The following is a 24332-nucleotide window of genomic DNA, read 5'->3' as shown; positions in this document are numbered from 1 at the left end:
AGACTGACCATGCTGCTCATGATCGACAACTACGACTCGTTTACCTACAACCTGGTCCAGTACTTCGGCGAACTCGGCGAGGACGTGCGTACCTACCGCAACGACGAAATCACGCTCGACGACATCGCGCGCCTGAACCCCGACGCGATCTGCCTGTCGCCCGGCCCGAGCAATCCGCAGCACGCGGGCATCACGCTCGAGGTGCTGCGCGAATTCGCGGGCAAGAAGCCGATCCTCGGCGTCTGCCTCGGCCACCAGGCGATCGGCGAGGCATTCGGCGGCCGCGTGGTGCGCGCGAAGACCATCATGCACGGCAAGGTAAGCCGGATCGAAACCGACTGCCGCGGCGTGTTCGCCGACCTGCCGAAGCATTTCGACGTGACGCGCTACCACTCGCTCGCGATCGAGCGCGAATCGCTGCCGGACTGCCTCGAGGTGTCCGCGTGGACCGACGACGGCGAAATCATGGGCGTACGCCACAAGACGCTGCCGGTCGAAGGCGTGCAGTTCCACCCGGAATCGATCCTGTCCGAGCACGGCCATGCGCTGCTCGAGAATTTCTTGAAGCAGACGCGCGGAGCGGCCCGCGCGGCCGCGCCCACCGCCTGACGGGAGCCTCACGATGACGATTACCCCGCAGGAAGCGCTGCAACGCACGATCGAGCACCGCGAGATCTTCCACGACGAAATGCTGCACCTGATGCGGCTGATCATGCGCGGCGACCTGTCGCCCGTGATGGCGGCCGCGATCATCACCGGGCTGCGCGTGAAGAAGGAGACGATCGGCGAGATCGCCGCCGCCGCGACCGTGATGCGCGAATTCGCGAACCACGTCGAGGTGCAGGACAACTCGAACTTCGTCGACATCGTCGGCACCGGCGGCGACGGCTCGCACACGTTCAACATCTCGACCGCGTCGATGTTCGTCACGGCGGCCGCGGGCGCGAAGGTCGCGAAGCACGGCAACCGCGGCGTATCGAGCAAGTCCGGCAGCGCCGACGTGCTCGAGGCGCTCGGCGTGAACATCGACCTGCAGTCGGACCAGGTCGCCGCGTCGATCGCCGAAACCGGCATGGGCTTCATGTTCGCGCCGAACCATCACCCGGCGATGAAGAACATCGCGGCCGTGCGCCGCGAGCTCGGCGTGCGCACGATCTTCAACATCCTCGGCCCGCTGACCAATCCGGCCGGCGCGCCGAACCAGCTGATGGGCGTGTTCCACGCCGACCTCGTCGGCATCCAGGTGCGCGTGATGCAGCGCCTCGGCGCGCAGCACGTGCTCGTCGTGTACGGCAAGGACGGGATGGACGAGGTATCGCTCGGCGCCGCGACGCTCGTCGGCGAATTGCGCGACGGCAAGGTGCACGAATACGAGATCCATCCGGAGGACTTCGGCCTGCAGATGGTGTCGAACCGCACGCTGAAGGTGGAAAATGCCGACGAATCCCGCACGATGCTGCTCGGCGCGCTGGACAACCAGCCGGGCGTCGCGCGCGAGATCGTCACGCTGAACGCGGGCACCGCGCTCTATGCGGCGAACGTCGCCGAATCGATCGCGGACGGCATCCAGCTCGCCCGCGAAGCGATCGCGAGCGGCAAGGCCCGCGCGAAAGTCGACGAACTCGTGCGCTTCACGCAGCAGTTCAAGCGCTGACCCTCTTACGAATCCAGCAGGAACCCACATGAGCGACATTCTCGACCGAATCATCGCCGTCAAGCGCGAAGAAGTCGCGGCGGCCATGCGCAGCACGCCCCTCGAGGCACTGAAACTCGACGCATCGGCGCGCGACCTGCGCGACTTCGTCGGCGCGCTGCGGGCGAAGCACGCGGCCGGCAACGCCGCCGTGATCGCCGAAATCAAGAAGGCGAGCCCGTCGAAAGGCGTGCTGCGCGAGCATTTCGTGCCGGCCGACATCGCGCGTTCGTATGCGGCGCACGGCGCCGCGTGCCTGTCGGTGCTGACCGACGAGCAGTTCTTCCAGGGCGGCGTGCGCTATCTCGAGGAAGCGCGCGCGGCCTGCTCGCTGCCGGTGCTGCGCAAGGACTTCATCGTCGACGCATACCAGATCGTCGAAGCCCGCGCGATGGGCGCCGACGCGATCCTGCTGATCGCCGCCGCGCTCGACACGCCGCTGATGCAGGATCTCGAAGCGTATGCGCATTCGCTCGGGCTCTCGGTGCTGGTCGAAGTACACGACCGCCACGAGATGGAACAGGCGCTGACGCTGAAGACGCCGCTGCTCGGCATCAACAACCGCAACCTGCGCACGTTCGAGACGTCGATCCAGACCACGCTCGACATGCTCGACATGATTCCGGCGGACCGCATCGTCGTGACCGAATCGGGCATCCTGTCGCGCACCGACGTCGACACGATGCGCGCGGCGAACGTGAACACGTTCCTCGTCGGCGAAGCGTTCATGCGCGCCGACCAGCCGGGCGAGGAACTCGCACGGATGTTCTTCTGATGGCGATCGAAAAGGAAATCAAGCTCGCGCTGCCGGCCGGCCAGGCCGACGCCGCGCGCCGCTTCTTCGAGACGCTGACCGGCGAACCCGGCCACGCGATCACGCTCGCGAACGTCTATTACGACACGCCCGATCTCGCGCTGGCGCGCTCGAAGAGCGCCGTGCGCGTGCGCCGCACGCCGGACGGCTGGCTGCAGACGTTCAAGACCGTCGGCAGCGCGGAAGGCGGCCTGCATAGCCGCCACGAATGGGAACTGCCGGTCGCCGGCGACGCGCTCGAAATCGACGCGCTCGTCGCGGCTTGCGACGTGCCGGAAGCCGCCGCCGCGCTGAATGACGCGGCCGGCGCCCTGTACGCGCTGTTCCGCACGGATTTTTCGCGTACGCTGTGGCGCATCGCAATCGGCGGCGCAACCGTCGAAGCCGCGGTGGACCTCGGCGAGATCGTCGTCCAGGCGGAGCGCGACACGCGCCGCGAACCGATCAGCGAAATCGAACTCGAACTGATCGACGGCCCGGAAACGGCGCTCGCGACGCTCGCCGCCGAACTGCAGCAGGCGCTGCCGGGCCTCGTTCCCGAAAATATCAGCAAGGCGCAGCGCGGCTACCGGCTGCGCGCGCAATAAACACGCATCACGCATGGCAACCCGCAAGACTTCCCGCGCGCCGCAACAGGCGTCGCTGTTCGACGATCCCGTGCCGGAAACGGCACCGGCCGATCTTCCGTCCCCGGCTTCCGAGCCACCCGCGGCCGCGCGCAAAACCGCAAAGAAAACCGCCGAACCGGCGTCCGCGCCGGCCCCGGCCGCCGCGGCACCGCAGTCCGTTGCCGCCGACGTACCGCATCTCGCCGCGCAATTCGACGCGCTGCCGGCCGTCTGGCGCGACGTGCTGAAGCCGTTCATCGACAGCGACGCGTACGCGCCGCTGTGCCGCTTCGTCGACGACGAGCGCGCGGCCGGCAAGACGGTCTACCCGACCGACGTGTTTCGCGCGCTGCGCCTGACGCATCCCGACGACGTGAAGGTCGTGATCCTCGGCCAGGACCCGTACCACGGCGACGATCGCGGCACGCCGCAGGCGCACGGCCTCGCGTTCTCAGTGCCGCCGGCCGTGCGCACGCCGCCGTCGCTGCGCAACATCTTCAAGGAAATCGCCGCGAACTTCGGTCACGACACGCCGCGCCACGGCTGCCTCGATACGTGGGCGCGGCAGGGCGTGCTGCTGCTCAACACCGTGCTGACGGTCGAGCGCGGCGCGGCCGCGAGCCACGCGAAGCGCGGCTGGGAACAATGCACGGACACGCTGATCCGCGAACTCGCCAACCGCCATCGCGGGCTCGTGTTCATGCTGTGGGGCGCACATGCGCAGGCCAAGCGCGCGCTGTTCGATCCGAGCGAACACTGCGTGCTGGAGGCGCCGCACCCGTCGCCGCTGTCCGCGCACCGCGGCTTCCTCGGCTGCCGCCATTTCGCGCTCGCGAACGACTATCTGGTCGGCGCGGGCCGCGCACCGATCGACTGGCGCCTGCCGGACGTGGCCGAAACGTTCGCGTAACGGCCTCGGCAGCCGGTTCGCCAGCTACCCCACCGCATGCAAAAACGCCGCGTCCCTTTCGGGGCGCGGCGTTTTTTTATCGGGCGACGCAGCGGGTGCGTCGCACCCGCGTCGAGCTTGCGCGTCACGCGGCGGCGATCGCTTCGCGTGCGCTGGCCAGTGCGGCGCTTTGCGCATCCGGACCGAGGTTCAGGCCTTCCGCATGGATGAAATTCACGTCGGTCAGGCCGATGAAGCCGAGGAACGAACGCAGGTACGGCGTGTGGCTGTCGTTCGGCGTACCGAGGTACTTGCCGCCGCGGGCCGTCACGACGTGAACCTTCTTGCCCTTGATCAGGCCTTCCGGACCGTTCTCGGTGTAACGGAACGTGACGCCTGCGCGGGCGATCCAGTCGAAATACGTCTTCAGTTGCGACGAGACGCCGAAGTTGTACATCGGCGCGCCGATCACGATGATGTCGGCAGCCTGCAGTTCGGCGATCAGTGCATCGCTCTTCGCGACGATCGCATTCTGTTCCGCGGTGCGCTTGTCGGCCGGCGTGAAGAACGCGCCGAGCACCGATTCGTCGAGGTGCGGCAGCGCATCGGCCAGCAGGTCACGAACCACGACGTTCGCGCCGGGATTCGATTGTTGCAGCTTTGCCGTCAGTTCGTTGGCCAGCAGCGTGGATTGCGCACCTTGCGAACGCGCGGCGGAATTGATTTGCAGAATGGTCGTCATGTCAGGCTCCAGTGGGGTTGCGCTTCGGTAGCGCGAGTGACGCCATTGTGCGTGGCCATATGACCGCGAAAAAGCGGGTTCAGGGCGACGGATTGTTGCAGCAACGGAACAATCCTTGATCGCGCCCCGATACCCGCGTGCGTCCGCTTACCCCTTCAGCCAGGCTTCGCGGGCCTTCGTGGCCGCAGCCGGCTTCGCGGCCGCCGTCAGCCGGTAGCGGGTGACTTCCGGGCCGTCGAGCTTCAGCTTCGCGGTACGCAGCTCGTCGCGGCGGAACGCGTGAACCTCGACCTTGTCGCCCGGCCGGTAGCGGGCCAGCAGCGCATCGAGGTTCGTACCCGTCACGCGCAGGCCGTCGACCGCGATCAGCGTGTCGCCGGCCGACAACCCCGCGCGATGCGCGGCGCCGCCTTCGTAGACCGCCGCCAACGTGCAGTCCGCGCCGCCGCGCGGGCGCGCGCCGATCGTCGGCTTCGCGGCCGCGCCGGTCGCGACATCGGGCGTCAGCGTCACGCCGAACGGCGCGAGCAGTTCGGCGAGCGGCAGGTCGCGCGTGCCGTGCACGGCGTCGGCGAACAGGCGGCCGAGCGCGACGCCCGTCGCCTCTTCGATCAGCGTCTCGACTTCGTTTTCCTCGACGCCCGCCTGCTGGCCGCGATAGAAGTCGCGGCCGTAGCGTTGCCACAGCAGGCGCATCACGTCGTCGAGCGACTTGCGGTTGCGCGTCTGCGCGCGGATCGCGAGATCGAACGCCAGCGCGACGAGCGAGCCCTTCGTGTAATAGCTGACGATCGCGTTGGTCGCGTTCTCGTCCTGACGGTAGTACTTGATCCACGCGTCGAACGAGCTTTCCGCGACGCTCTGCTTGAGCCGGCCCGTGCCGCGCAGCACGCCGCCCACGGTGCGGCCGAGCGCCGCGAAATAGTCGTCCTGCGACATCAGCCCGCTGCGGACCAGCATCAGGTCGTCGTAATACGACGTGAAGCCCTCGAACAGCCACAGCAGCGACGTGTAGTTCTCGCGGGTGAGGTCGTACGGCACGAACGCCGCCGGCTTGATGCGCTTCACGTTCCACGTGTGGAAATACTCGTGGCTGCAGAGGCCGAGATACGTGCGATAGCCTTCCGTCGTTTCCGGTCGCCCCTTCACCGGCAGGTCGGTACGGTTGCAGATCAACGCGGTCGACGCGCGATGCTCGAGGCCGCCGTAGCCGTCGCTGACCGCGAGCGTCATGAACACGTAGCGGTCCATCGGCGCCTTCTTCGACTTCGGCTCGAACAACGCGATCTGCGCCTCGCACACCCGCTTCAGGTCGTTGCGCAGCCGCTCCAGGTCGAGCTGCGTCACGCGCCCCGCGATCACGATGTCGTGCGGCACGCCGTGCGCGTCGAACGTCGCGAGCGCGAATTCGCCGATCGTCACCGGATGGTCGGACAGCTCGTCGTAGTTGGCCGCGCGATATGCGCCGAAACCGTAGCGCCGGGTGCCGCCCGCTTCGGGCAGTGCGGTGCCGACGCGCCAGGTGCGGAACGCCGCGCCGGCCGGTTTCGCGATATCGACTTCGCACGGCGCGTCCTCGCGACCGGCGACGCTCAGGAACACGGCCGTCGCGTTGAAGAAGCCGCCCGATTCGTCGAGATACGCGGAGCGCACCGACAGGTCCCATGCATACACGTCGTAACGCAGCGTCAACGCGCCGGTCACGGGCGCGGCCTGCCACGTGTGCTTGTCGGTCTTCGCGATGCGCACCTTGCGGCCCGCGTCGTTGAACGCACGCAGCGTCACGATGTTGCGCGCGAACTCGCGCACGAGATAGCTGCCCGGAATCCATACCGGCAGCGAGAAACGCTGGCCTTCGGGATCGGGATCGGCAACCGTCACCGTCACTTCGAACAGGTGCGCGGCAAGATCTTTCGGGACAATCGAATAGCGGATCGGCTGGGTCATCGTGGCAATCGGTCGGTCGAATACGGCGGCGAAAACGAAGAGAGGCGCCGGCAGATCATGCGGGCGCCCCTCGCTGGCCGGGCCATGCGCCCGGCGTGCAGTCGGTTACTTGCTCGAGGCGAGCGCCTGGTTGAGCTGGTCGGCCGATACCGCGCCCGGCAGGCGGCGGCCGTCCGGCAGGAAGATCGTCGGCGTACCTGTGACGTTCATCCCGCGGCCGAGCGCGAGGTTCTTGTCCAGCGCGCTGGTATCGCAGGTACCGGCGCCGGACGGCGCGCGGTGGTCGAGCATCCAGCTTTCCCACGTCTTCGCGCGGTCGGTCGCACACCAGATCGCCTTCGACTTCGCGGTCGAATCCGGCGACAGCACCGGATACAGGAACGTGTAGACGGTCACGTTGTCGACCGACTGCAGCGTCGTCTCGAGCTTCTTGCAGTACGGACAGTTCGGATCGGAGAACACCGCGATCTTGCGGGCGCCGTTGCCCTTGACGACCTTGATCGCATTCGCGAACGGCAGGCTCGCGAAGTCGATCTTGTTGATTTCGGACAGGCGGGCGTCGGTCAGGTTCTTGTGCGTCTTCGCGTCGACGAGATCGCCGAGCAGCACGTAGTCGCCCGCCGCGTCGCTATAGATGATCTGCGAGCCGAGGTTCACTTCGTAAAGGCCTGCAACCGGCGATTTCGACACGCTCTTGATCGGCGCGTCGTTGCCCAGCCGGGCCTGCAGCGTGGCCTTCAGCTTGTCGGTGGTCTGGTCGGCCTGCGCGGTGCAGCCAAGCGTCGCCATCGTGACGGCCAGCGCCAGCGATGCGATGCGGATCGTTTTTTTCATTGAAATCTTCCTTCAGCTCAATCGGAGTGCACGGCACAGTGTACGCCGTAACGGAACCGTCTCCGACCGGCGCGGTGGCGGAAGGTTCGCTCAGCCGAGCGCGGCCGACACGAGCCAGCGCTTCACGAGCGGCTGCGCGCCGACGAACGCCATGCCCGCATTGCGCACCGCCTTCGCGAGCGAGCCCGGCACCGCGAACAGCCGCTGCAGGCCGTCGGTCGCGACCATCAGCGCGCGGATGTCCTCGCGACGCGAACGCTCGTAGCGGCGCAGCAGCACCGTATCGCCGAGGTTGCGGAAGCTTTCCTTGCCCGCGATCGCATCGGCGAGCGCGGCGACGTCGCGCAATCCCAGGTTCATCCCCTGCCCCGCGAGCGGGTGGATCAGGTGCGCGGCATCGCCGACCAGCGCGACGCGCGGCGCGATCAGCTTGTCGACCGTCTGCAGCGCCAGCGGGAAGCCGGCGGCCGGCGTCACGCATTCGAGCGCGCCGACCTGGCCGTGCGACACGCGCTCCACCTCCGCCGCGAGCTGCGCCGGATCGAGTGCGAGCAGTGCGTCCGCGTGCGCGGTGTGCGCGGACCACACGAGCGACACGTGGCCGTCCGGCAGCGGCAGCAGCGCGATGATCTCGCCTTCGTGAAACCATTGGTACGCGGTCTCGCGGTGCGGCAAAGATGCCTTGAAATTCGCGACGACGCCCGTTTGCCGGTAGTCGCGCCGCTCTACCCTGGCCCCCATTTGGGAGCGCACCCACGAATGCGCGCCGTCGGCGCCGACGACGAGATCGGCTTCGAGCACCTGTCCCGACGACAGTGTGAGCACGGCCGCGTCGTCGCGCACGTCGAAGCCCTGCGCACGCGCGTCGAACCACGTCAGGTTCGGCTGGAAGCGCAGCGCGGCGTCGAGCGACGCCTCGACCAGCGACGATTCGGCGATCCATGCGAGCTGCGGCACGGACGCCTGATACGCGGAGAAATGCAGTTCGGCATGCGCATCGCCATACACGCGCATGTCGTAGACGGGCGCGAGCCGGCTGTGGTCGAGCGCCTGCCAGACCCGCAGCCGCTCGAGCAACGCCTGCGAGCTGGACGACAGCGCGTAGACGCGCGTGTCGAACGCGAGATCCGCGGGGCGCGGCGTGGCCGGCTGGGCGAGCAACGCGGTCTTGTAGCCGGACTGGGTCAGCGCGAGCGCGGCCGTCTTGCCGACGAGCCCGCCGCCGACCACGGCGACGTCGAAGGAGTGGTGGGCAGTCATGGCGGGCATTATAGCCGCGGGGCCAAACCCTTACGCGGCCGGACTTTGCGGGAAATCAGCAGAATCGCAGCCCGGTGCGCCGGCGCGGCGGCCCGCCGCATCGGCCGTTCGGCGCCAGCCCGGAATCCGGGCCGCCGGCACGGTACAATAGCGTCTTTGACCGTCGGCCCGCCGCGCTCCACGCGCCGGCCGCCCTTTTTTCCCGCGCCGCCGTGCCTTGTCCGGCCGCGCCGCCTCACCCGTCCGAAGGATTCCATGAGTCTCAAATGCGGCATCGTCGGCTTGCCCAACGTCGGCAAGTCCACCCTGTTCAATGCGCTGACCAAGGCCGGCATCGCCGCCGAGAACTACCCGTTCTGCACGATCGAGCCGAACGTCGGCATCGTCGAAGTGCCGGATACGCGCCTGAAAGCGCTCTCCGAGATCGTCAAGCCGGAGCGTGTCGTGCCGGCCGTCGTCGAGTTCGTCGACATCGCGGGCCTCGTCGCGGGCGCGAGCAAGGGTGAAGGCCTCGGCAACCAGTTCCTCGCGAACATCCGCGAAACCGACGCGATCACGCACGTCGTGCGCTGCTTCGAGGACGAGAACGTCATTCACGTCGCCGGCAAGGTCAGCCCGATCGACGACATCGAAGTGATCAACACCGAACTCGCGCTCGCCGACCTCGGCACCATCGAGAAGGCGCTCACGCGCTATTCGAAGGCGGCGAAGTCGGGCAACGACAAGGAAGCGGCGAAGCTCGTCGCGGTGCTCGAAAAGGTGCGCGCGCAGCTCGACCAGGGCAAGGCCGTGCGCGGCCTCGCGCTGTCGGACGACGAACAGGCGCTGATCAAGCCGTTCTGCCTGATCACCGCGAAGCCGGCGATGTACGTCGCCAACGTGAAGGACGACGGCTTCGAGAACAACCCGCACCTCGAGGCGGTGCGCAAGTACGCGGAAAGCGAAAACGCGCCGGTGGTCGCCGTATGCGCGGCGATCGAGGCGGAAATCGCCGATCTCGACGACGCGGACAAGGAAGCCTTCCTTGCCGACATGGGCATGGAAGAGCCGGGCCTCGACCGCGTGATCCGCGCGGGCTTCAAGCTGCTCGGCCTGCAGACCTACTTCACCGCGGGCGTGAAGGAAGTGCGCGCGTGGACGATCCACATCGGCGATACCGCGCCGCAAGCGGCGGGCGTGATCCACACCGACTTCGAGCGCGGCTTCATCCGCGCGCAGACGATCGCGTTCGACGACTTCGTCACGTACAAGGGCGAGCAAGGCGCGAAGGAAGCCGGCAAGATGCGTGCGGAAGGGAAGGAATATGTTGTGCACGACGGCGACGTGATGAACTTCCTGTTCAACGTCTGAGCGTTGCTGTCGCATCGAGCGTAAAAAAGCCCGCTGAATGCGGGCTTTTTCTTTTCGATGGCGGAAGACCGACTCATTCCCGACCGACGACCTTCAGCGTCCCGGACAGATGCAGGAACTGTCCATCCTTCATCGCGATGTTCGTATCCACCGCACCGCGTTCGAAATCCTCGACGTGCACGACGTTCGAGCCGGTGGACGGCTCATGCCAGTACACCATGTACACCTGCGGACGGACCTCGCGCGCCGTGTACTGCACCGTATCCGTCACGCCCTTGAATTGGCCGGCCGTGCCGACGAACGACATCGTCTTGTCGTCCTTGAAGTTCAGGTCGAACGCGGTAGCGCCGAACTGCACGCGCACCGTCTTGCCCGCCGCGGGGAACGGCGCCGGCGCGGGCCACTGCATCTCGCCCTTGGCAACCTTCGCGCTCAGCTCGAGCGACGGCTTCTCGCCGAGATCCGGGTAGCGCGCCTCCATCGCCGCGATCAGCGTCGTCGAATCCTTCGCGCGCGCCGCTTCCTGGTCGAACGCCTTCACGTAATTCCGCGTGAACGCGACGCCCGTGGTGAACGGCTGGCCGCCGTCGCGATTCGGCAGGAAATGGCCGGGCACGACGCGCGCCGGCTTCAGCGCATCGATCCGGTCGAGCGTCGCCAGCCAGTTCGCGTGCGACAGCGGCGTCTGCGTGTCGGCCATCCAGACATGAATGTTCGCGGCGACCGGGATGCCACCGACCACGGTCCGCGCGGAAGGAATCCACACGAACGTGCGATCGGGCGTCGGGCCGTCGAGCCCGACGATGCGCAGCGGCTCGCCGTCGACGCGCAGCGTATTGCCGTCGAGCGGCTGCGGCACGATCACCGAAGCCGGCGCGTTGTCCTTCAGGATCGGGCCCCAGTAGGCGAGCTTGCCGTCCTTGCTGGCCTCGATCGCGGCAACGGTCTGCGGCGTCGCGACGATCTTCGCATCCGGGAACGCCGCGTGAATGGTTTCCAGCCCGAAGTAATAGTCGGGGTCGCTGTGGCTCACGTAGACGGCCTTGAGCGTCTTGCCGCTCGCCTTGATCCGGCTCACCAGCGCCTGCGCATCGTTGCGCTGGAACTGGGCGTCGATCAGAATCGCCTCCGTTTTGCCCGAAACGATTTCGGACGAAACCGGGAAGATCGCATGCGCGCCCGGATTGTAGACATCGACGGTCAGCGGGGCAGCGATGCTTGCGGATGCGGCGCCGAGCAGCGCAGTCGCCGCGAGTGCGGAAGAAAACAGATGACGGATCGACATGGTCGGACTCTTGATTGGTGGTGAGCCCGTAGAATAAATGAAACTGTCTCGGTAACAAATATCCCGCTTGTCGATGATTTATCTCCCAACAGGAATGAATCGACCGCGACGCGGCCGTCTGAGCGGACGCCGGCCGGGCCGTTACCCGGTAATCCTTGATGAACAAAAAAAGCCCGGCCGGCACACGCCGGTCGGGCCACGATACTTCCGGGCCGTATCACTCAGGTGCTATCGCATCCGGCCGCTCGCGCGCTCACGTCGCCGACACCCGCCGCCCGGCGTTCGCCTGCGCATCGCGCCCACGCTTGTTCAGCCACGAAGCGAACAGCACGATCAACGCGAGCACGGCCGTCGCGCCGACTTCCATCCGGTGCTCCTCGCTGACGAACATCACGGTCAGCGTGCCGCAGATGAACAGGATCACGGCCCACGTGAGCCACGGGAACAGCCACATCCGCAGCGTCAGGTCGGCGCCGCCCGCTTCGAGCGTCTTGCGCATCCGCAGTTGCGAGATCGCGATCACGAGATACACGAGCAACGCGATCGCGCCCGACGTCGCGAGCAGGAAGCCGAACACCTGCTCCGGCATCAGGTAGTTCGCGATCACGGTCAGGAAACCGAACGCGGTCGACGCGAGCACGGCCGCGCGCGGCGTGCCGGTCGAATCGGTGCGATGCAGGAAGGCCGGCGCGTCCTTGCGCCGGGACAGCGAGAACAGCATCCGCGACGCGGTGTACAGCGCCGAATTCAGGCAGCTCGCGACCGACACGAGCACGATCACGTCGATGATCGCCTTCGCGTTCGGGATGCCGATCAGCTCCATCGCGCGCTGATACGAGCCGTGCTTCGGCAGCAGCGGGTCGTTCCACGGCACGATGGCCGCGACGACGAGGATCGAGCCGAGATAGAACAGCGTGATACGCCAGATGACCGAGTTCGTCGCGCGCACGATCTGGCGTTGCGGGTTGTCCGATTCGGCGGCCGCGATCGTCACGATCTCGGTGCCGAGGAACGAGAACATCGTCGTGAGCATCGCCGCGAGCACCGCGCTCGCGCCGTGCGGCATGAAGCCGTCGTGCACGAACAGGTTCGACACGCCCGACACGGACGGCGCAGGAATGATGCCGACGATCGCCGCGCCGCCGATGCAGAGGAACACGACGATCGCGACGACCTTGATCAGCGCGAACCAGAATTCGAATTCGCCGTAGTTCTTGACGGAAAAGAGGTTGGTGATGGTGAGCAGCAGCGTGATGCCGAGCGCGAAGATCCACGTCGCGATGCCCGGGAACCACGCATTGAGAATGGTCGCGGCGGCGGTCGCCTCGATCGGGATCACCAGCACCCAGAACCACCAGTACAGCCAGCCGATCGTGAAGCCGGCCCAGTGGCCGATCGCGCGATCGGCATAGGTCGAGAACGACCCGCTGTCCGGATGCGCGACGGCCATTTCGCCGAGCATGCGCATCACCAGCACGACCAGCACGCCCGCGATCGCATACGCGAGTATCGATGCCGGCCCGGCTTCCGCGATCGCGTGGCCGGAGCCGACGAACAAGCCCGCGCCGATGACGCCGGCAATCGACATCATCGTCACGTGACGCTGCTTCAGGCCGGTGCCGAGGCCTGTGTTGCTTCCACTCATCTGTCTCTCTCCAAAAAACGGTTCCGATACGACCGGGTGTCGCGTGAAGGCGGCGCGGGGAGTTGTCGTTCTTGAATCCGGCTGCGACCGCGCGTGCGTCGCACGCGGGCATGGGCCGGATGGGGCCGTTCCGGCCGGGTCGTCCGCGCAGTCTGCGAAGCTGCGGGTGCGATGCGGCGCACCGGGCGCCGGCGCATCGCGTACGCCCGTTCCGTCGGCTGTCGTCAGCCGCCTTCGAAGCGAAGGAGTGTAAGCATCAAACGGTTCTTCACTAAGAACCAATTGAAGCATTTCGATGGAACCACTCGTTGCATCGATGCGAACCGATGCAACGCTTGCTCCGGTTCGGCCGCGCCTCGCGCGCCGGGCGCGCCGTTCAGTTCGCGTCGCGGGCGGCGGCTTCGTTCCGCCACTGCGCCGGCACGATTGCGTGCCATTCTCGCAGAAGCAGGTTTTTCACGGCGTCCGGATGCGCAGCCGACAGGCGCACCAGCACGATCGGCCAGCCGACATAGTGATCGGTCACGTAATACACGTCGGGCGCCGATTCGATCAGCCACGCGCGCTCGTCGGGGCCGACGCCCTTCACGACGAGCGTGTCGCCGTCCTCGCGCAGCCGCGCGAGCAGCTTGCCCTTCACCTTGAGAGCGGGCGTGCCGTACGACGTACCTTCCTCGACGCCGCGCCACGCCAGTGCGATCTGCCGGACTTCGTCGAATGTCACGATGCCTCCCCGACCATGCGTCGATGGTTGACGATCCGGCCACCCTACCGGAAATCGCGCGACGCACCCAGCCTCGCGGCGCTATCCGCCGGCCGCGCGGGCGGCGGCCGGCGCACGCCCGGTGGTCGCGACGATCGCGAACGCGATCGCATTCGCGGCGGCGCTCGCGAGGATCGGCACGAGATAGCCGCCGCCCGCATCGTAGACGAAGCCGGCGGCGGCCGGCCCGACCAGCGTGCCGAACGCGACGCTCGTGTACAGGATGCCGATGATCGCGCTCACGTTGCGCCCGCCGAAATAGTCCATCACGACCGCCGGCAGCACGGCGACCCAGCCGCCGTAGAACACGCCGAACACGAGCGCGAACGCAGCGAGCGTCGCAACGGTGCCGGCGCCGGCCCACGCGACCAGCGCGACGGCCATGCCCGCGAACATCGCGAGCAGCGACGCGCGGCGACCGAAGCGGTCGGCGAGGCCACCGAGGAAGAAGCGGCCGGCCGTGCTGCCGACGCCGATCGCGCCGAGCAACAGCACGGCCGTCGAGGGCGCGACGCCATGATCGAGCGCGTACGGCACAAGGTGAACGAACGGGACGAACACGCCGAACGAGCAGACGAGGCAGGCCGCGTAGAGGCTCGCGAACGGCCGCGACGTGACGGCTTCGCGCACCGTCGCGCCGGCTGGCGCGTTCGGGGCGGCCGGGGAAGCACCGGCATGCCGGCCGCCGCCGTCACGGGCGACCTTGCCGTCCGGCAGCAATCCGCGCCCGCGCGGGTCGTTCTCGATCAGCAGCGACATGCCGGCCCCCAGCACGAGCGCGATCGCGGCCAGCGTGAAATACGCGCCGCGCCAGCCAACCTGCGCGATCAGCGCGGAAGCGAGCGGCGGCATCACCAGCGTGCCGACGCCGATCCCCGCGACCGCGAGCCCCGACGCGAACCCGCGCCGACGCACGAACCAGCGCTGCACCGCGCCGACGGCCGGCACGTACGCGCAGCCGACGCCGAACCCAACCCCGAGCCCGTACGCGACGTAGACCTGCAGCAGCGTGCGCGCCGCGCCGGCGGCCGCGAGCCCCGCGCCGGTCAGCAACATCCCGAGCACGGCGAGCCGCCGCGAGCCGAAACGATCGGCCAGCGGCCCGCTGACGATGCCGAAGCCGAAGTAGAGGAAGCCGGCGAGCGAGAACACGAGCGAGATCTGGCCACGCGACGCGGCGAAATCCCGCTGCAGCGACTCGACGAACGCGCTGAACGTGTACGCGCTGCCGAATCCGACGAACGTGACGGCGAACGCAGCCGCCACCACGTACCAGCCGTAGAAAAGGCGCGATGCGCCCGGGCGGTTCATGACGATGCTCCTTTCGGGTTCCACCGGCTGCCGGGCGGCGTCCGGATTGCCTCGTGGATATAGTTGAACTATGTTGATCGCATCGGCCGCCGGCGGGCAGCCGTGAAACGGGCGATCCGATGCGTCAACGGTACTCGCGCGTACGCGTCGTCTCAAACGATATTTCGTCGACCTTTCGCTTTAGAAAAACTGAATGAACCGTTCGCGCCTGCCGCCGCTCAATGCGTTGCGCGCCTTCGAAGCCGCCGCCCGCCACCTGTCGGTGAAGTCGGCGGCCGAGGAGCTGTCGGTCACGCCCGGTGCGGTGAGCCAGATGATCCGCACGCTCGAGACGCATCTCGGCGTGCAGCTGTTCGAGCGCGTGAACCGCGGCATCCTGCTGACGGCCGCCGGCCGCGACTACCTGCCGCCCGTGCGCAACGCGTTCCGGCAGATCGCCGACGCGTCGCAGCGCGTGTCGGGCGCCGCCGACAGCGGCGTGCTGACCGTGAGCGTGACGCCGTTCTTCGCATCCGCGTGGCTCGTCCCGCGCCTCGCGCAGTTCCGGCAGGCTTGCCCGGACGTCGACCTGCAGGTCGTCACGAGCCACGCGCTCGCGGATTTCGCGCGCGACGGCGTCGACGTCGCGATCCGTCACGGCCTCGGGCGCTACATCGGGCTCTGCAGCGAACGGCTGCTGACGGTGGAAATCGTCGCGCTCGCGTCGCCCGACCTCGTCGCGCGGCTCGGCATGCCGGCGACGCCGGCCGAGCTCGTCGGCTGGCCTCAACTGCACGACGCCGAACGCAAGGGCTGGCACATCTGGTTCGGCGCGCAGCGAATCGACGATTTCGGCCCGCCGCGCGGCCCCGCGTTCGACGACTCTGGCCTGCTGCTGCAGGCGATCGTCGCCGGCCAGGGCGCCGGGCTGCTGCCGGCGGCGATGGTGCGCGGCGAACTGGCGAGCGGCCGGCTCGTGCAGCTTGCCGACGTCGCATGGCTCGACGATTTCGCGTACTACCTCGTCTATCCGCCGCATCACGCGGAACGGCCGAAGGTTGCCGCGTTCCGTCGCTGGATTCTCGATGCCGCGCAGGCCGACGGCGCGGCGTCGATGGCCGGCGCGGCGTAGCGTCGCGCGGCGCCCCGGCGCCGATCCGCTAACATGCGGCGCGGGCCGTCGGCCCGACATCGATAACAACGAACAGAACGAGAGAGACCATGCGTGCCCTGCTTCGCCGCGCGACCCACGTCGCGACCCTGTCCGCCGCGCTTTTCGTCGCGTGCACCGCGTTGCCGCCTGCCGCGCACGCCTATCGCGCGTCGCCCGGCTACGGCGACGAAGCCGATCTCGACCGTCACGACACCTATCGCAACCGCGACGGCGAAACCGTGCATGCGCCCGCGCATTCGAAATCGGGCCGCGTGCCGGACGGCGCGAGCGCGCGCTGCCGAGACGGCACGTATAGCTTCAGCCGCCACCGGCGCGGCACCTGCTCCGGGCATGGCGGCGTCGCCGCGTGGCTGTGAGCGCGGGTCGGCCGAATGGCCTGCGCGGTGCCAGCGGCAGCCGGCGGCGAAGTACAATACGCGCTCGCACCGCCGCGCCCCGCGCGGCACGCTCCGTACCGAATCACCCGACGCCGCCACGCCCGCGCGCGCTGCGCGGCCGTCTCAACCACTTCTGACTTTCACACCGAAATGGCCCAATACGTTTTCACGATGAACCGGGTCGGCAAGATTGTGCCGCCCAAGCGCCAGATCCTGAAGGACATCTCGCTGTCGTTCTTTCCCGGCGCGAAGATCGGCGTGCTCGGCCTGAACGGCTCGGGCAAGTCGACGCTGATCCGCATCATGGCGGGCGTCGACAAGGACATCGAGGGCGAAGCCACGCCGATGCCGAACCTGAACATCGGCTACCTGCCGCAGGAGCCGCAGCTCGACCCGACGAAGACTGTGCGCGAAGCCGTCGAGGAAGGCCTCGGCGACCTGTTCCAGGCGAACAAGAAGCTGGAAGAAATCTACGCGGCCTACGCCGAACCGGACGCCGACTTCGACGCGCTCGCGGCCGAACAGGCGAAATACGAAGCGATCCTCGCGTCGAGCGACGGCGGCAGCCCCGAGCAGCAGCTCGAAGTGGCCGCCGACGCGCTGCGCCTGCCGCCGTGGGACGCAAAGATCGAGCACCTGTCGGGCGGTGAGAAGCGCCGCGTCGCGCTGTGCAAGCTGCTGCTCGAGAAGCCCGACATGCTGCTGCTCGACGAACCGACCAACCACCTCGACGCCGAATCGGTCGACTGGCTCGAGCAGTTCCTGGTGCGGTTCCCGGGCACCGTGGTCGCCGTCACGCACGATCGCTACTTCCTCGACAACGCGGCCGAGTGGATTCTCGAACTCGACCGCGGCCACGGCATTCCGTGGAAGGGCAACTACAGCAGCTGGCTCGACCAGAAGGAAGAGCGCCTGAAGCAGGAAGAAGCGTCGGAATCGGCACGCCAGAAGGCGATCAAGAAAGAACTGGAGTGGGTGCGCCAGAACCCGAAGGGGCGTCAGGCGAAGTCGAAGGCGCGTATCGCGCGCTTCGAGGAGCTGAGCAGCCAGGAATACCAGAAGCGCAACGAAACGCAGGAAATCTTCATTCCGGCCGGCGAACGCCTCGGTAACGAAGTGATCGAGTTCAAGAACGTCAGCAAGTCGTTCGGCGATCGCCTGCTGATCGACAACCTGAGCTTCAAGATCCCGGCCGGCGCGATCGTCGGCATCATCGGCCCGAACGGCGCCGGCAAGTCGACGCTGTTCAAGATGCTGACCGGCAAGGAACAGCCGGATTCGGGCGAAGTCGTAATGGGCCCGACGGTGAAGCTCGCGTACGTCGACCAGAGCCGCGACGCGCTCGACGGTTCGAAGACGGTGTTCGAGGAAATCTCGGGCGGCGCCGACGTGCTGACGGTCGGCAAGTACGAAACGCCGTCGCGTGCATACATCGGCCGCTTCAACTTCAAGGGCGGCGACCAGCAGAAGATCGTCGGCAACCTGTCCGGCGGCGAACGCGGCCGCCTGCACCTCGCGAAGACGCTGATCTCGGGCGGCAACGTGCTGCTGCTCGACGAACCGTCGAACGACCTCGACGTCGAAACGCTGCGCGCGCTGGAAGACGCGCTGCTCGAATTCGCGGGCTCGGTGATGGTGATCTCGCACGATCGCTGGTTCCTCGACCGGATCGCGACGCACATCCTCGCGTTCGAAGGCGATTCGCAGGTCACGTTCTTCGACGGCAACTACCAGGAGTACGAAGCCGACAAGCGCGCGCGCCTCGGCGAGGAAGCCGCGAAGCCGAAGCGACTGCGCTACAAGCCGATCAGCCGCTGACCGGCGCGGCCCGGGCATCCGGCCTCGCGCTCACGCGGGGCTGGACGCCGAAGGTGATCGAAGGAGGCCGCATCCGGAACGGCACAACGAAAAAGCGGGCCCATGGCCCGCTTTTTTTCGCCTGGCGCTCGTCCCGCCGCTTACACCAGCGCGCCCAGCTCGCGCAGCCGCGCCTCGGTCGCCGCCGCGCTCGTGTGATGAATGCCGTGCCAGCCGAGCGCCGTGGCGGCCGCCGCGTTCTTCGCGTTGTCATCGATGAACACGAGTTCGTGCGACGCGATGCCGGGCAGGTGCGGCTCGATCCGCGCATGCATCTCGCGGTAGATCGCCGGATCGGGTTTCACGAGCTTCACGCGGCCCGATACGACGATGTCCTTGAACCGGCGCAGCACCGGGAAGTTGTCCCATGCATACGGAAACGTCTGCGCGGACCAGTTCGTCAGCCCGAACAGCGGCATTCCCTGCGCGTCCAGCCGGTCGACGAGGTCCGCGCCTTCTTCGAGCACGCCGCCGATCATCTCGTGCCAGCGCGCATAGAACACGCGGATCAGCGCTTCGTGCTCGGGAAACTTCGCGACGAGTTCGGCCGTGCCTTCCTCGATCGTCTGCCCGCCGTCCTGACGGACCACCCAGTCCATCGCGCACACGTGCGTGAGGAACCAGCGGCGCTCGGCGTCGTCGGGAATCAGTTCACGGTAAAGGTACTCGGGGCTCCAGTCGATCAGCACGCCGCCGAAATCGAACACCACTGCCTTGATCGTCATGCGAACTCCGTAGCAAGCACGTCCGCGAGCGGACGCGGCGTCACCGCGTTGCCCGACAGCGAATTGTTGTTCCAGATGAAGTGATGGTGCGCGACGATCTGCGCCGCCGACAGGTGGACGCGCTCGTTCGTCGTGTGCAGGTCGGACACGACGGTCGTCCGGTAGCCGAGCAACGCGGCGCGGCGTGCGGCCGAATCGACGCAGAACTCGGTCGCATAGCCGCAGATCAGCACCGAGCGGATGCCGTGGCGATCGAGCTGCGCCGCGAGCGGCGTGTCGTGAAACGCGTCGCTCGCCTGCTTGCGCACGCGCCAGTCGTCGCGACCGACGACCAGCCCCGCATGCAGTTCCCAGCCCGGCGTGCCGGGCACGACGTCGTCGTCCGCGTCGCCGTCGTGCTGCACGAAGCACACCGGCGCGTTCGCCGCGCGCGCCGCCGCCGTCAACCGGTTGATGCCCGACACCACGTCGTCGAGCCGGTACGCGGGCCGCGCCCGCTCCACCAGCCCGCGCTGCATGTCGACCACGATCACCGCAGTGTCCGCCATTGCCTGCCCTCGCTGTTATTGTCCGGCCGTCGTTCGATCGCTATCCGATCGCTGTCCGATCGCGATCAGCCGCTATCCGGCCCTGCCGCGCGTTGCGTCAGATCGGCTGCGTGCGCGCGTCGAGCCACGCCTTCGCGTCGCCGCTCACATGCCGGCCGACGCGCTCGCGCACCGTCGCGTGATACGTGTTCAGCCACGCGCGCTCTTCGTCGTGCAGCATCTCGATCAGCACGCAGCGCGTGTCGATCGGGCACAGCGTCAGTGTCTCGAACGCGAGGAAATCGCCGAATTCCGTCTGCCCGGCCGCGCGGTTCACGACCAGGTTCTCGATCCGGATGCCCCACTGGCCCGGACGGTACACACCCGGCTCGATCGACGTGATCATCCCCTCTTCCATCGCCGTGTACGGCTCGGCCGGCGCGTAGTGCGAGATCACCTGCGGGCCTTCGTGCACGTTCAGGAAGTAACCGACGCCATGCCCGGTGCCGTGGCCGTAGTCGAGCCCGGCCGCCCACATCGGCGCACGCGCGATCGCGTCGAGCATCGGCGAGCGGATGCCGCGCGGGAAGCGGGCGCGCGACAACGCCATCATCGACTTCAGCACGATCGTGAAATCGCGCCGCTGCAGGTCGCTGACGGTGCCGACCGGCACGACGCGCGTGATGTCGGTCGTGCCCGTCACGTACTGGCCGCCCGAATCGATCAGCAGCAGGCCGTCGCCGGCGATCGTCGCGTGCGACTCGCGCGTCGCGTGGTAGTGCGGCATCGCGCCGTTCGCGTTGAAGCCGGCGATCGTCGCGAAGCTCGCCGACACATAGCCGGGGCGCCGCGCGCGCGCGGCCGTGAGCTTCTCCTCGATCGTCAGCTCGGTGATCGTTTCGCGATTGACGGCCTGTTCAAACCACGCGAAGAATTCGGCGAGCGCGGCACCGTCATGCTCCATCGTCACGCGCACGTGCTCGATCTCGGCGGTCGTCTTGCGCGACTTCGCGAACGTCGACGGATTCACGGCCTCGACGAGCTTCACGCCGGCCGGCACGGCCTCGAGCGTGCCGAACGTCACGCGGCGCGGGTCGATCAGCAGCGTCGCGCCGTCCGGCAGCGCCGCGAGCGACGCACGCGCGGCGTCGTACGCGCGGACGTCGACACCATCCTGCGCGAGCGACGCGGCCAGCGCCGGCGGTACCTTGCCGTCGGCGACGAACAGCGTCGCGCGATCGGTGCCGATCATTGCGTGCGCAACGAATACCGGATTGAAGTTGACGTCGGCGCCGCGCAGGTTGAACAGCCACGCGAGATCGTCGAGCGTCGACACGAAATGCCACTGCGCGCCTTGCGCGTGCATCGCGCGGCGGACGTCGGCCAGCTTGCTCGCGCGCGTCGTGTCGGCCTGCGGCGCCACGTGCTCGAACACCGCATCGCCGGGCAGCCCCGGCCGCTCGGGCCAGATCGCATCGAGCAGGTCGACGTCGGTACGCAGCGCGATGCCGCGCGCACTCAACGCGGCCGTCAGCCCGCGCGCGGCCGCGACGCCGAGCACGGCGCCGTCGACCCCGACCGTCGCGCCCGCCGCCACGTTCTGCGCGAGCCAGTCGACGTGCGGCGCGCTCTGCTGCCCGCCCGTCATCTTCATCAGTTGCACGCCCGTGCCCGCCAGTTCGGCGTCGGCCTGCACCCAGTAGCGGCTGTCGACCCACAACCCCGCGAAGTCCGCGGTGACGACCAGCGTGCCGACCGAACCCGTGAAGCCGGACAGCCAGCGGCGCGCCTGCCAGCGTTCGGGCAGGTATTCGGACAGGTGGGGATCGGCGGACGGCACGAGATAGGCGGCCAGGTTCTCGCGGACCATGGCGTCGCGCAATAGCGCGAGACGGGCCGGCACCGGCGAGACTTCGGGGAGACGGGCATTCATGATTTCACCTGAGAGCATTCAGCGACGGGCCGACAGCGCGACCGTCACGGCTACGGCGAGGAACGCGACGCCGGTGCAGACCGGCCATTCGAGCGTCTCGCCATCGTAAAACAGTCCCGAGAGATTGCCGACCATGCGGGCGGCGGCCGCGCCCACGATGCCGACGAGCACCGCGATCCACCACGCCGGCCGGCCCGTGCGCCGCATCGGATGCAGCCAGCGGCCGAACAACCCGACGGCCGCTCCCAGGACAAGGATTCCAAACCAGTTCATTCGACGCCTTCTATAAATTCAGATTCGTCCCATAGGCGTGAACGTTGCCAGCGGCTAGCATCGATTCATCCATCGAACCCGAGACCAGCCGGGCGCCGCGAACATTCGAGTGTAGGGGCCGACTCGACGTTATGGCAAGCGCACACCGGCTGCCGTATTGAAGAAATTCTCATGCGAATCGCGCTGATCGATCCGGAGTCGCGTCACACCGCACTCCTGAACCGCCTGCTCTTTGCCGGCGGTCACGTGTGCCATGCTTTTCCATCCAGCGCCGCTTTCTTCGAGTGGCTCGCCGCCGACAACACCTGCGACATGCTGGTCACCGGCCACTGGGCCGGCGATCAGCCGGCGCAGGAAGTCATTCCGCGCGCGCAGGCGGTCCTGCCGGGATTGCCGGCCATCGCCGTGATGCAGTCGGCACGCGAAAGCGAAATCGTCTCGTGCCTGCACGCGGGCGCCGACGATTGCCTCGTGCGCCCCGTGAGCGGGCCCGAGCTGCTCGCGCGCGTCAACGCGCTGAGCCGGCGCGCCGGCGTTCGCCGGCCGCCCACCCGCTCGCGCGAAATGTACGGCGAATACGCGTTCGACGCCACACACTGCCTCGTGCGTTTCGGCGACGCAATCGTTTCACTTACGCCGAAGGAGTTCCGTTTCGCGCAGTTGCTGTTCACGAACCTGTCGCGGCCCGTGTCGCGCGCCCATATCCTCGAAACGGTATGGGCGCGCCGCCGCGACATGAAGTCGCGCACGCTCGATACCCACGCGTCGCGGCTGCGCAGCAAATTGCAGCTGCTTCCGGAGCGCGGCTACCGACTGCTGCCGCTCTACGGCTTCGGCTACCAGCTTGACCGCGTACCGATCGAGCCCCCAAATTCGCGCCCCCGCCACGCTGATGCCCGGTATGCGGCGAGTGAGGAAATCGCTGAAACGCTATAATATGGGGCTAAACGATAGCCCTCGATATGCAACTCCTCACGATCGGAATCAACCACCACACTGCGCCTGTCGCCCTGCGCGAACGCGTGGCGTTTCCGCTCGAGCAAATCAAACCGGCTCTCGTCACGTTCAAGAACGTGTTTCTCGGCCCGCAGGCGCCCAATACGCCCGAAGCGGCGATCCTCTCGACCTGCAACCGCACTGAACTGTATTGCGCGACCGACGATCGCGCGGCCCGCGAAGGCGCGCTCCGCTGGCTGTCGGAGTATCACCGGATTCCGGTCGACGAACTCGCGCCGCACGTCTATGCGCTGCCGCAGTCGGAAGCGGTCCGGCACGCGTTCCGCGTCGCCTCCGGCCTCGATTCGATGGTGCTCGGCGAAACCCAGATCCTGGGCCAGATGAAGGATGCCGTTCGCACCGCGACGGAAGCCGGCGCGCTCGGCACCTATCTGAACCAGCTGTTCCAGCGCACGTTCGCGGTGGCGAAGGAAGTGCGCGGCACGACCGAAATCGGCACGCAGTCGGTGTCGATGGCCGCGGCCGCGGTGCGCCTCGCGCAGCGCATCTTCGAAAAGGTGTCGGATCAGCGCGTGCTGTTCATCGGCGCAGGCGAAATGATCGAGCTGTGCGCGACGCACTTCGCCGCGCAAGGCCCGCGCGAACTCGTCGTCGCGAACCGCACGGCCGAACGCGGCCAGCGGCTCGCCGAACGCTTCAACGGCCGCGCAATGCCGCTGGCCGACCTGCCCACCCGCATGCACGAATTCGACATCATCGTGTCGTGCACCGCGTCGACGCTGCCGATCATTGGCCTCGGCGCGGTCGAGCGTGCGGTGAAGGCGCGTCGCCACCGGCCGATCTTCATGGTCGACCTCGCGGTGCCGCGCGACATCGAGCCCGAAGTGGGCAAGCTGAAGGACGTGTTCCTGTACACCGTCGACGATCTCGGCGCGATCGTGCGCGAAGGCAACGCGTCGCGTCAGGCCGCGGTCGCGCAGGCCGAAGCGATCATCGAAACCCGCGTGCAGAATTTCATGCAATGGCTCGACACGCGCAGCGTCGTGCCGGTGATCCGTCACATGCATACGCAGGCCGACGCGCTGCGCCGCGCCGAAGTCGAGAAGGCACAGAAGCTGCTCGCACGCGGTGACGATCCGGCCGCCGTGCTCGAAGCCCTGTCGCAGGCGCTGACCAACAAGCTGATCCACGGCCCGACGAGCGCGCTCAACCGCGTCAACGGCGCCGATCGCGATTCGCTGATCGACCTGATGCGCGGCTTCTACCAGCACGCGCCGCGTTCGAACGACCAGTCCGGCCACTAGCGCCGGCCGGTCGCCCTGCCGGCGGCCGCGCATTGCCCTGCCGCCGGCCTATCCTTTCCGAATACCCTTGCCCGGGAGCGCCGCT

Annotated in this window: 23 protein-coding genes; 11 read left to right on the top strand and 12 right to left on the bottom strand. The window is 67.6% G+C overall.

From position 1 onward, the window contains the following. Positions 1-9: 9 nt before the first annotated feature. From KU887_RS02580 to KU887_RS02560, 5 genes are read left to right on the top strand one after another with little or no spacing between them, the layout of a single operon-like run. Entirely contained in the window at positions 10-609 is a 600-nt protein-coding gene (locus KU887_RS02580; RefSeq protein ID WP_006494392.1) for an aminodeoxychorismate/anthranilate synthase component II, read from the top strand. Between the two features lie 13 nt (positions 610-622). Beyond that, on the top strand, positions 623-1654 hold the full coding sequence (gene trpD, locus KU887_RS02575; RefSeq protein WP_006482067.1) for an anthranilate phosphoribosyltransferase: 1032 nt from the start codon (positions 623-625) through the stop codon (positions 1652-1654). A 28-nt stretch (positions 1655-1682) separates the two neighbouring features. Next, a complete protein-coding gene (gene trpC, locus KU887_RS02570) occupies positions 1683-2468 on the top strand; it encodes an indole-3-glycerol phosphate synthase TrpC (RefSeq protein WP_258254119.1) in 786 nt (261 codons plus the stop codon). Then, a complete protein-coding gene (locus tag KU887_RS02565; protein WP_077055972.1) occupies positions 2468-3094 on the top strand; it encodes a CYTH domain-containing protein in 627 nt (208 codons plus the stop codon). Before trpC ends, KU887_RS02565 begins: the two co-directional genes overlap by 1 nt. A gap of 13 nt (positions 3095-3107) precedes the next feature. After that, entirely contained in the window at positions 3108-4025 is a 918-nt protein-coding gene (locus KU887_RS02560) for a uracil-DNA glycosylase (RefSeq protein WP_062884137.1), read from the top strand. Positions 4026-4149: 124 nt separating this feature from the next. Here KU887_RS02560 and KU887_RS02555 read toward each other — a convergent pair whose 3' ends face one another. The 4 genes from KU887_RS02555 to KU887_RS02540 all read right to left on the bottom strand — a co-directional run bounded on the left by KU887_RS02555 (position 4150) and on the right by KU887_RS02540 (position 8796). Further along, positions 4150-4746 (bottom strand): FMN-dependent NADH-azoreductase, encoded by a 597-nt coding sequence (locus KU887_RS02555; protein WP_006482079.1) that lies wholly within the window; start codon positions 4744-4746, stop codon positions 4150-4152. Between the two features lie 147 nt (positions 4747-4893). Continuing rightward, on the bottom strand, positions 4894-6693 hold the full coding sequence (locus tag KU887_RS02550) for a M61 family metallopeptidase (RefSeq protein ID WP_258254116.1): 1800 nt from the start codon (positions 6691-6693) through the stop codon (positions 4894-4896). Positions 6694-6798: 105 nt separating this feature from the next. Next, positions 6799-7527 carry a DsbC family protein gene (locus KU887_RS02545; protein ID WP_006482072.1) on the bottom strand — a complete coding sequence of 243 codons (729 nt, stop codon included), beginning with the start codon at positions 7525-7527 and terminating at the stop codon, positions 6799-6801. 90 nt (positions 7528-7617) lie between these two features. Beyond that, the gene (locus KU887_RS02540) at positions 7618-8796 is read right to left on the bottom strand and encodes a UbiH/UbiF family hydroxylase (RefSeq protein WP_034201059.1); all 1179 of its coding nucleotides are present in this window, start codon (positions 8794-8796) and stop codon (positions 7618-7620) included. A gap of 246 nt (positions 8797-9042) precedes the next feature. On the opposite strand from KU887_RS02540, the gene ychF reads away from it, so the two are divergent. Beyond that, complete coding sequence (gene ychF / locus KU887_RS02535; protein ID WP_006482062.1) at positions 9043-10137, top strand: redox-regulated ATPase YchF; 1095 nt, start codon at positions 9043-9045, stop codon at positions 10135-10137. A gap of 73 nt (positions 10138-10210) precedes the next feature. Here ychF and KU887_RS02530 read toward each other — a convergent pair whose 3' ends face one another. The 4 genes from KU887_RS02530 to KU887_RS02515 form a co-directional block, all read right to left on the bottom strand. Further along, positions 10211-11422 (bottom strand): MBL fold metallo-hydrolase, encoded by a 1212-nt coding sequence (locus KU887_RS02530; protein WP_258254104.1) that lies wholly within the window; start codon positions 11420-11422, stop codon positions 10211-10213. 253 nt (positions 11423-11675) lie between these two features. After that, a complete protein-coding gene (gene gabP, locus KU887_RS02525; protein WP_006482059.1) occupies positions 11676-13067 on the bottom strand; it encodes a GABA permease in 1392 nt (463 codons plus the stop codon). Between the two features lie 376 nt (positions 13068-13443). Continuing rightward, complete coding sequence (locus KU887_RS02520) at positions 13444-13791, bottom strand: MmcQ/YjbR family DNA-binding protein (RefSeq protein WP_006482050.1); 348 nt, start codon at positions 13789-13791, stop codon at positions 13444-13446. Positions 13792-13872: 81 nt separating this feature from the next. Continuing rightward, on the bottom strand, positions 13873-15141 hold the full coding sequence (locus tag KU887_RS02515; protein WP_258254100.1) for an MFS transporter: 1269 nt from the start codon (positions 15139-15141) through the stop codon (positions 13873-13875). Between the two features lie 193 nt (positions 15142-15334). Here KU887_RS02515 and gcvA point away from each other — a divergent pair, with 193 nt between their 5' ends. From gcvA to ettA, 3 genes are all read left to right on the top strand, one after another. Continuing rightward, the gene (gene gcvA / locus KU887_RS02510) at positions 15335-16252 is read left to right on the top strand and encodes a transcriptional regulator GcvA (protein WP_006482065.1); all 918 of its coding nucleotides are present in this window, start codon (positions 15335-15337) and stop codon (positions 16250-16252) included. Positions 16253-16341: 89 nt separating this feature from the next. Then, positions 16342-16650, top strand: coding sequence for a DUF3761 domain-containing protein (locus tag KU887_RS02505; RefSeq protein WP_006482070.1), 309 nt, complete (start codon positions 16342-16344; stop codon positions 16648-16650). Positions 16651-16821: 171 nt separating this feature from the next. Beyond that, on the top strand, positions 16822-18489 hold the full coding sequence (ettA, locus tag KU887_RS02500) for an energy-dependent translational throttle protein EttA (RefSeq protein WP_006494122.1): 1668 nt from the start codon (positions 16822-16824) through the stop codon (positions 18487-18489). Positions 18490-18629: 140 nt separating this feature from the next. Here the strand turns inward: ettA and KU887_RS02495 are convergent, their stop codons facing one another. From KU887_RS02495 to KU887_RS02480, 4 genes are all read right to left on the bottom strand, one after another. After that, positions 18630-19253, bottom strand: coding sequence for an HAD family hydrolase (locus KU887_RS02495; protein ID WP_006482054.1), 624 nt, complete (start codon positions 19251-19253; stop codon positions 18630-18632). Beyond that, positions 19250-19801 (bottom strand): cysteine hydrolase family protein, encoded by a 552-nt coding sequence (locus tag KU887_RS02490; RefSeq protein WP_006482082.1) that lies wholly within the window; start codon positions 19799-19801, stop codon positions 19250-19252. The genes KU887_RS02495 and KU887_RS02490 overlap by 4 nt, the downstream gene beginning before the upstream one ends. 97 nt (positions 19802-19898) lie before the next feature. Then, positions 19899-21713 (bottom strand): aminopeptidase P family protein, encoded by a 1815-nt coding sequence (locus KU887_RS02485; protein WP_034201063.1) that lies wholly within the window; start codon positions 21711-21713, stop codon positions 19899-19901. Between the two features lie 18 nt (positions 21714-21731). Then, the gene (locus KU887_RS02480) at positions 21732-21986 is read right to left on the bottom strand and encodes a hypothetical protein (protein WP_006477062.1); all 255 of its coding nucleotides are present in this window, start codon (positions 21984-21986) and stop codon (positions 21732-21734) included. Positions 21987-22157: 171 nt separating this feature from the next. Between KU887_RS02480 and KU887_RS02475 the strand changes: the two genes are divergently transcribed. Then, entirely contained in the window at positions 22158-22922 is a 765-nt protein-coding gene (locus KU887_RS02475) for a response regulator transcription factor (RefSeq protein ID WP_006494404.1), read from the top strand. A 26-nt stretch (positions 22923-22948) separates the two neighbouring features. Beyond that, positions 22949-24247: a glutamyl-tRNA reductase gene (gene hemA, locus KU887_RS02470; RefSeq protein WP_006482047.1), complete on the top strand. Its 1299-nt coding sequence runs from the start codon at positions 22949-22951 to the stop codon at positions 24245-24247. Positions 24248-24332 lie beyond the last annotated feature (85 nt).

The organism is Burkholderia sp. EMB26 (assembly GCF_024730645.1).
Classification (GTDB): Bacteria; Pseudomonadota; Gammaproteobacteria; order Burkholderiales; family Burkholderiaceae; genus Burkholderia; species Burkholderia cenocepacia.
The sequence above is the reverse complement of the archived record's forward strand: the minus strand, read 5'-3'. Positions and strand labels throughout refer to the sequence as shown.

What these genes read in the sequence shown, in the direction of transcription:
- KU887_RS02550 (WP_258254116.1), bottom strand. Translation starts at nt 6,693, where the DNA reads ATGACCCAGCCGATCCGCTATTCGATTGTCCCGAAAGATCTTGCCGCG.
- hemA (WP_006482047.1), top strand. Translation starts at nt 22,949, where the DNA reads ATGCAACTCCTCACGATCGGAATCAACCACCACACTGCGCCTGTCGCC.
- gabP (WP_006482059.1), bottom strand. Translation starts at nt 13,067, where the DNA reads ATGAGTGGAAGCAACACAGGCCTCGGCACCGGCCTGAAGCAGCGTCAC.
- KU887_RS02540 (WP_034201059.1), bottom strand. Translation starts at nt 8,796, where the DNA reads ATGCCCGCCATGACTGCCCACCACTCCTTCGACGTCGCCGTGGTCGGC.
- KU887_RS02505 (WP_006482070.1), top strand. Translation starts at nt 16,342, where the DNA reads ATGCGTGCCCTGCTTCGCCGCGCGACCCACGTCGCGACCCTGTCCGCC.
- KU887_RS02565 (WP_077055972.1), top strand. Translation starts at nt 2,468, where the DNA reads ATGGCGATCGAAAAGGAAATCAAGCTCGCGCTGCCGGCCGGCCAGGCC.
- KU887_RS02580 (WP_006494392.1), top strand. Translation starts at nt 10, where the DNA reads ATGCTGCTCATGATCGACAACTACGACTCGTTTACCTACAACCTGGTC.
- KU887_RS02530 (WP_258254104.1), bottom strand. Translation starts at nt 11,422, where the DNA reads ATGTCGATCCGTCATCTGTTTTCTTCCGCACTCGCGGCGACTGCGCTG.
- ychF (WP_006482062.1), top strand. Translation starts at nt 9,043, where the DNA reads ATGAGTCTCAAATGCGGCATCGTCGGCTTGCCCAACGTCGGCAAGTCC.
- KU887_RS02560 (WP_062884137.1), top strand. Translation starts at nt 3,108, where the DNA reads ATGGCAACCCGCAAGACTTCCCGCGCGCCGCAACAGGCGTCGCTGTTC.
- KU887_RS02545 (WP_006482072.1), bottom strand. Translation starts at nt 7,527, where the DNA reads ATGAAAAAAACGATCCGCATCGCATCGCTGGCGCTGGCCGTCACGATG.
- trpC (WP_258254119.1), top strand. Translation starts at nt 1,683, where the DNA reads ATGAGCGACATTCTCGACCGAATCATCGCCGTCAAGCGCGAAGAAGTC.
- KU887_RS02515 (WP_258254100.1), bottom strand. Translation starts at nt 15,141, where the DNA reads ATGAACCGCCCGGGCGCATCGCGCCTTTTCTACGGCTGGTACGTGGTG.
- KU887_RS02485 (WP_034201063.1), bottom strand. Translation starts at nt 21,713, where the DNA reads ATGAATGCCCGTCTCCCCGAAGTCTCGCCGGTGCCGGCCCGTCTCGCG.
- KU887_RS02490 (WP_006482082.1), bottom strand. Translation starts at nt 19,801, where the DNA reads ATGGCGGACACTGCGGTGATCGTGGTCGACATGCAGCGCGGGCTGGTG.
- KU887_RS02475 (WP_006494404.1), top strand. Translation starts at nt 22,158, where the DNA reads ATGCGAATCGCGCTGATCGATCCGGAGTCGCGTCACACCGCACTCCTG.
- gcvA (WP_006482065.1), top strand. Translation starts at nt 15,335, where the DNA reads ATGAACCGTTCGCGCCTGCCGCCGCTCAATGCGTTGCGCGCCTTCGAA.
- KU887_RS02495 (WP_006482054.1), bottom strand. Translation starts at nt 19,253, where the DNA reads ATGACGATCAAGGCAGTGGTGTTCGATTTCGGCGGCGTGCTGATCGAC.
- KU887_RS02555 (WP_006482079.1), bottom strand. Translation starts at nt 4,746, where the DNA reads ATGACGACCATTCTGCAAATCAATTCCGCCGCGCGTTCGCAAGGTGCG.
- ettA (WP_006494122.1), top strand. Translation starts at nt 16,822, where the DNA reads ATGGCCCAATACGTTTTCACGATGAACCGGGTCGGCAAGATTGTGCCG.
- trpD (WP_006482067.1), top strand. Translation starts at nt 623, where the DNA reads ATGACGATTACCCCGCAGGAAGCGCTGCAACGCACGATCGAGCACCGC.
- KU887_RS02480 (WP_006477062.1), bottom strand. Translation starts at nt 21,986, where the DNA reads ATGAACTGGTTTGGAATCCTTGTCCTGGGAGCGGCCGTCGGGTTGTTC.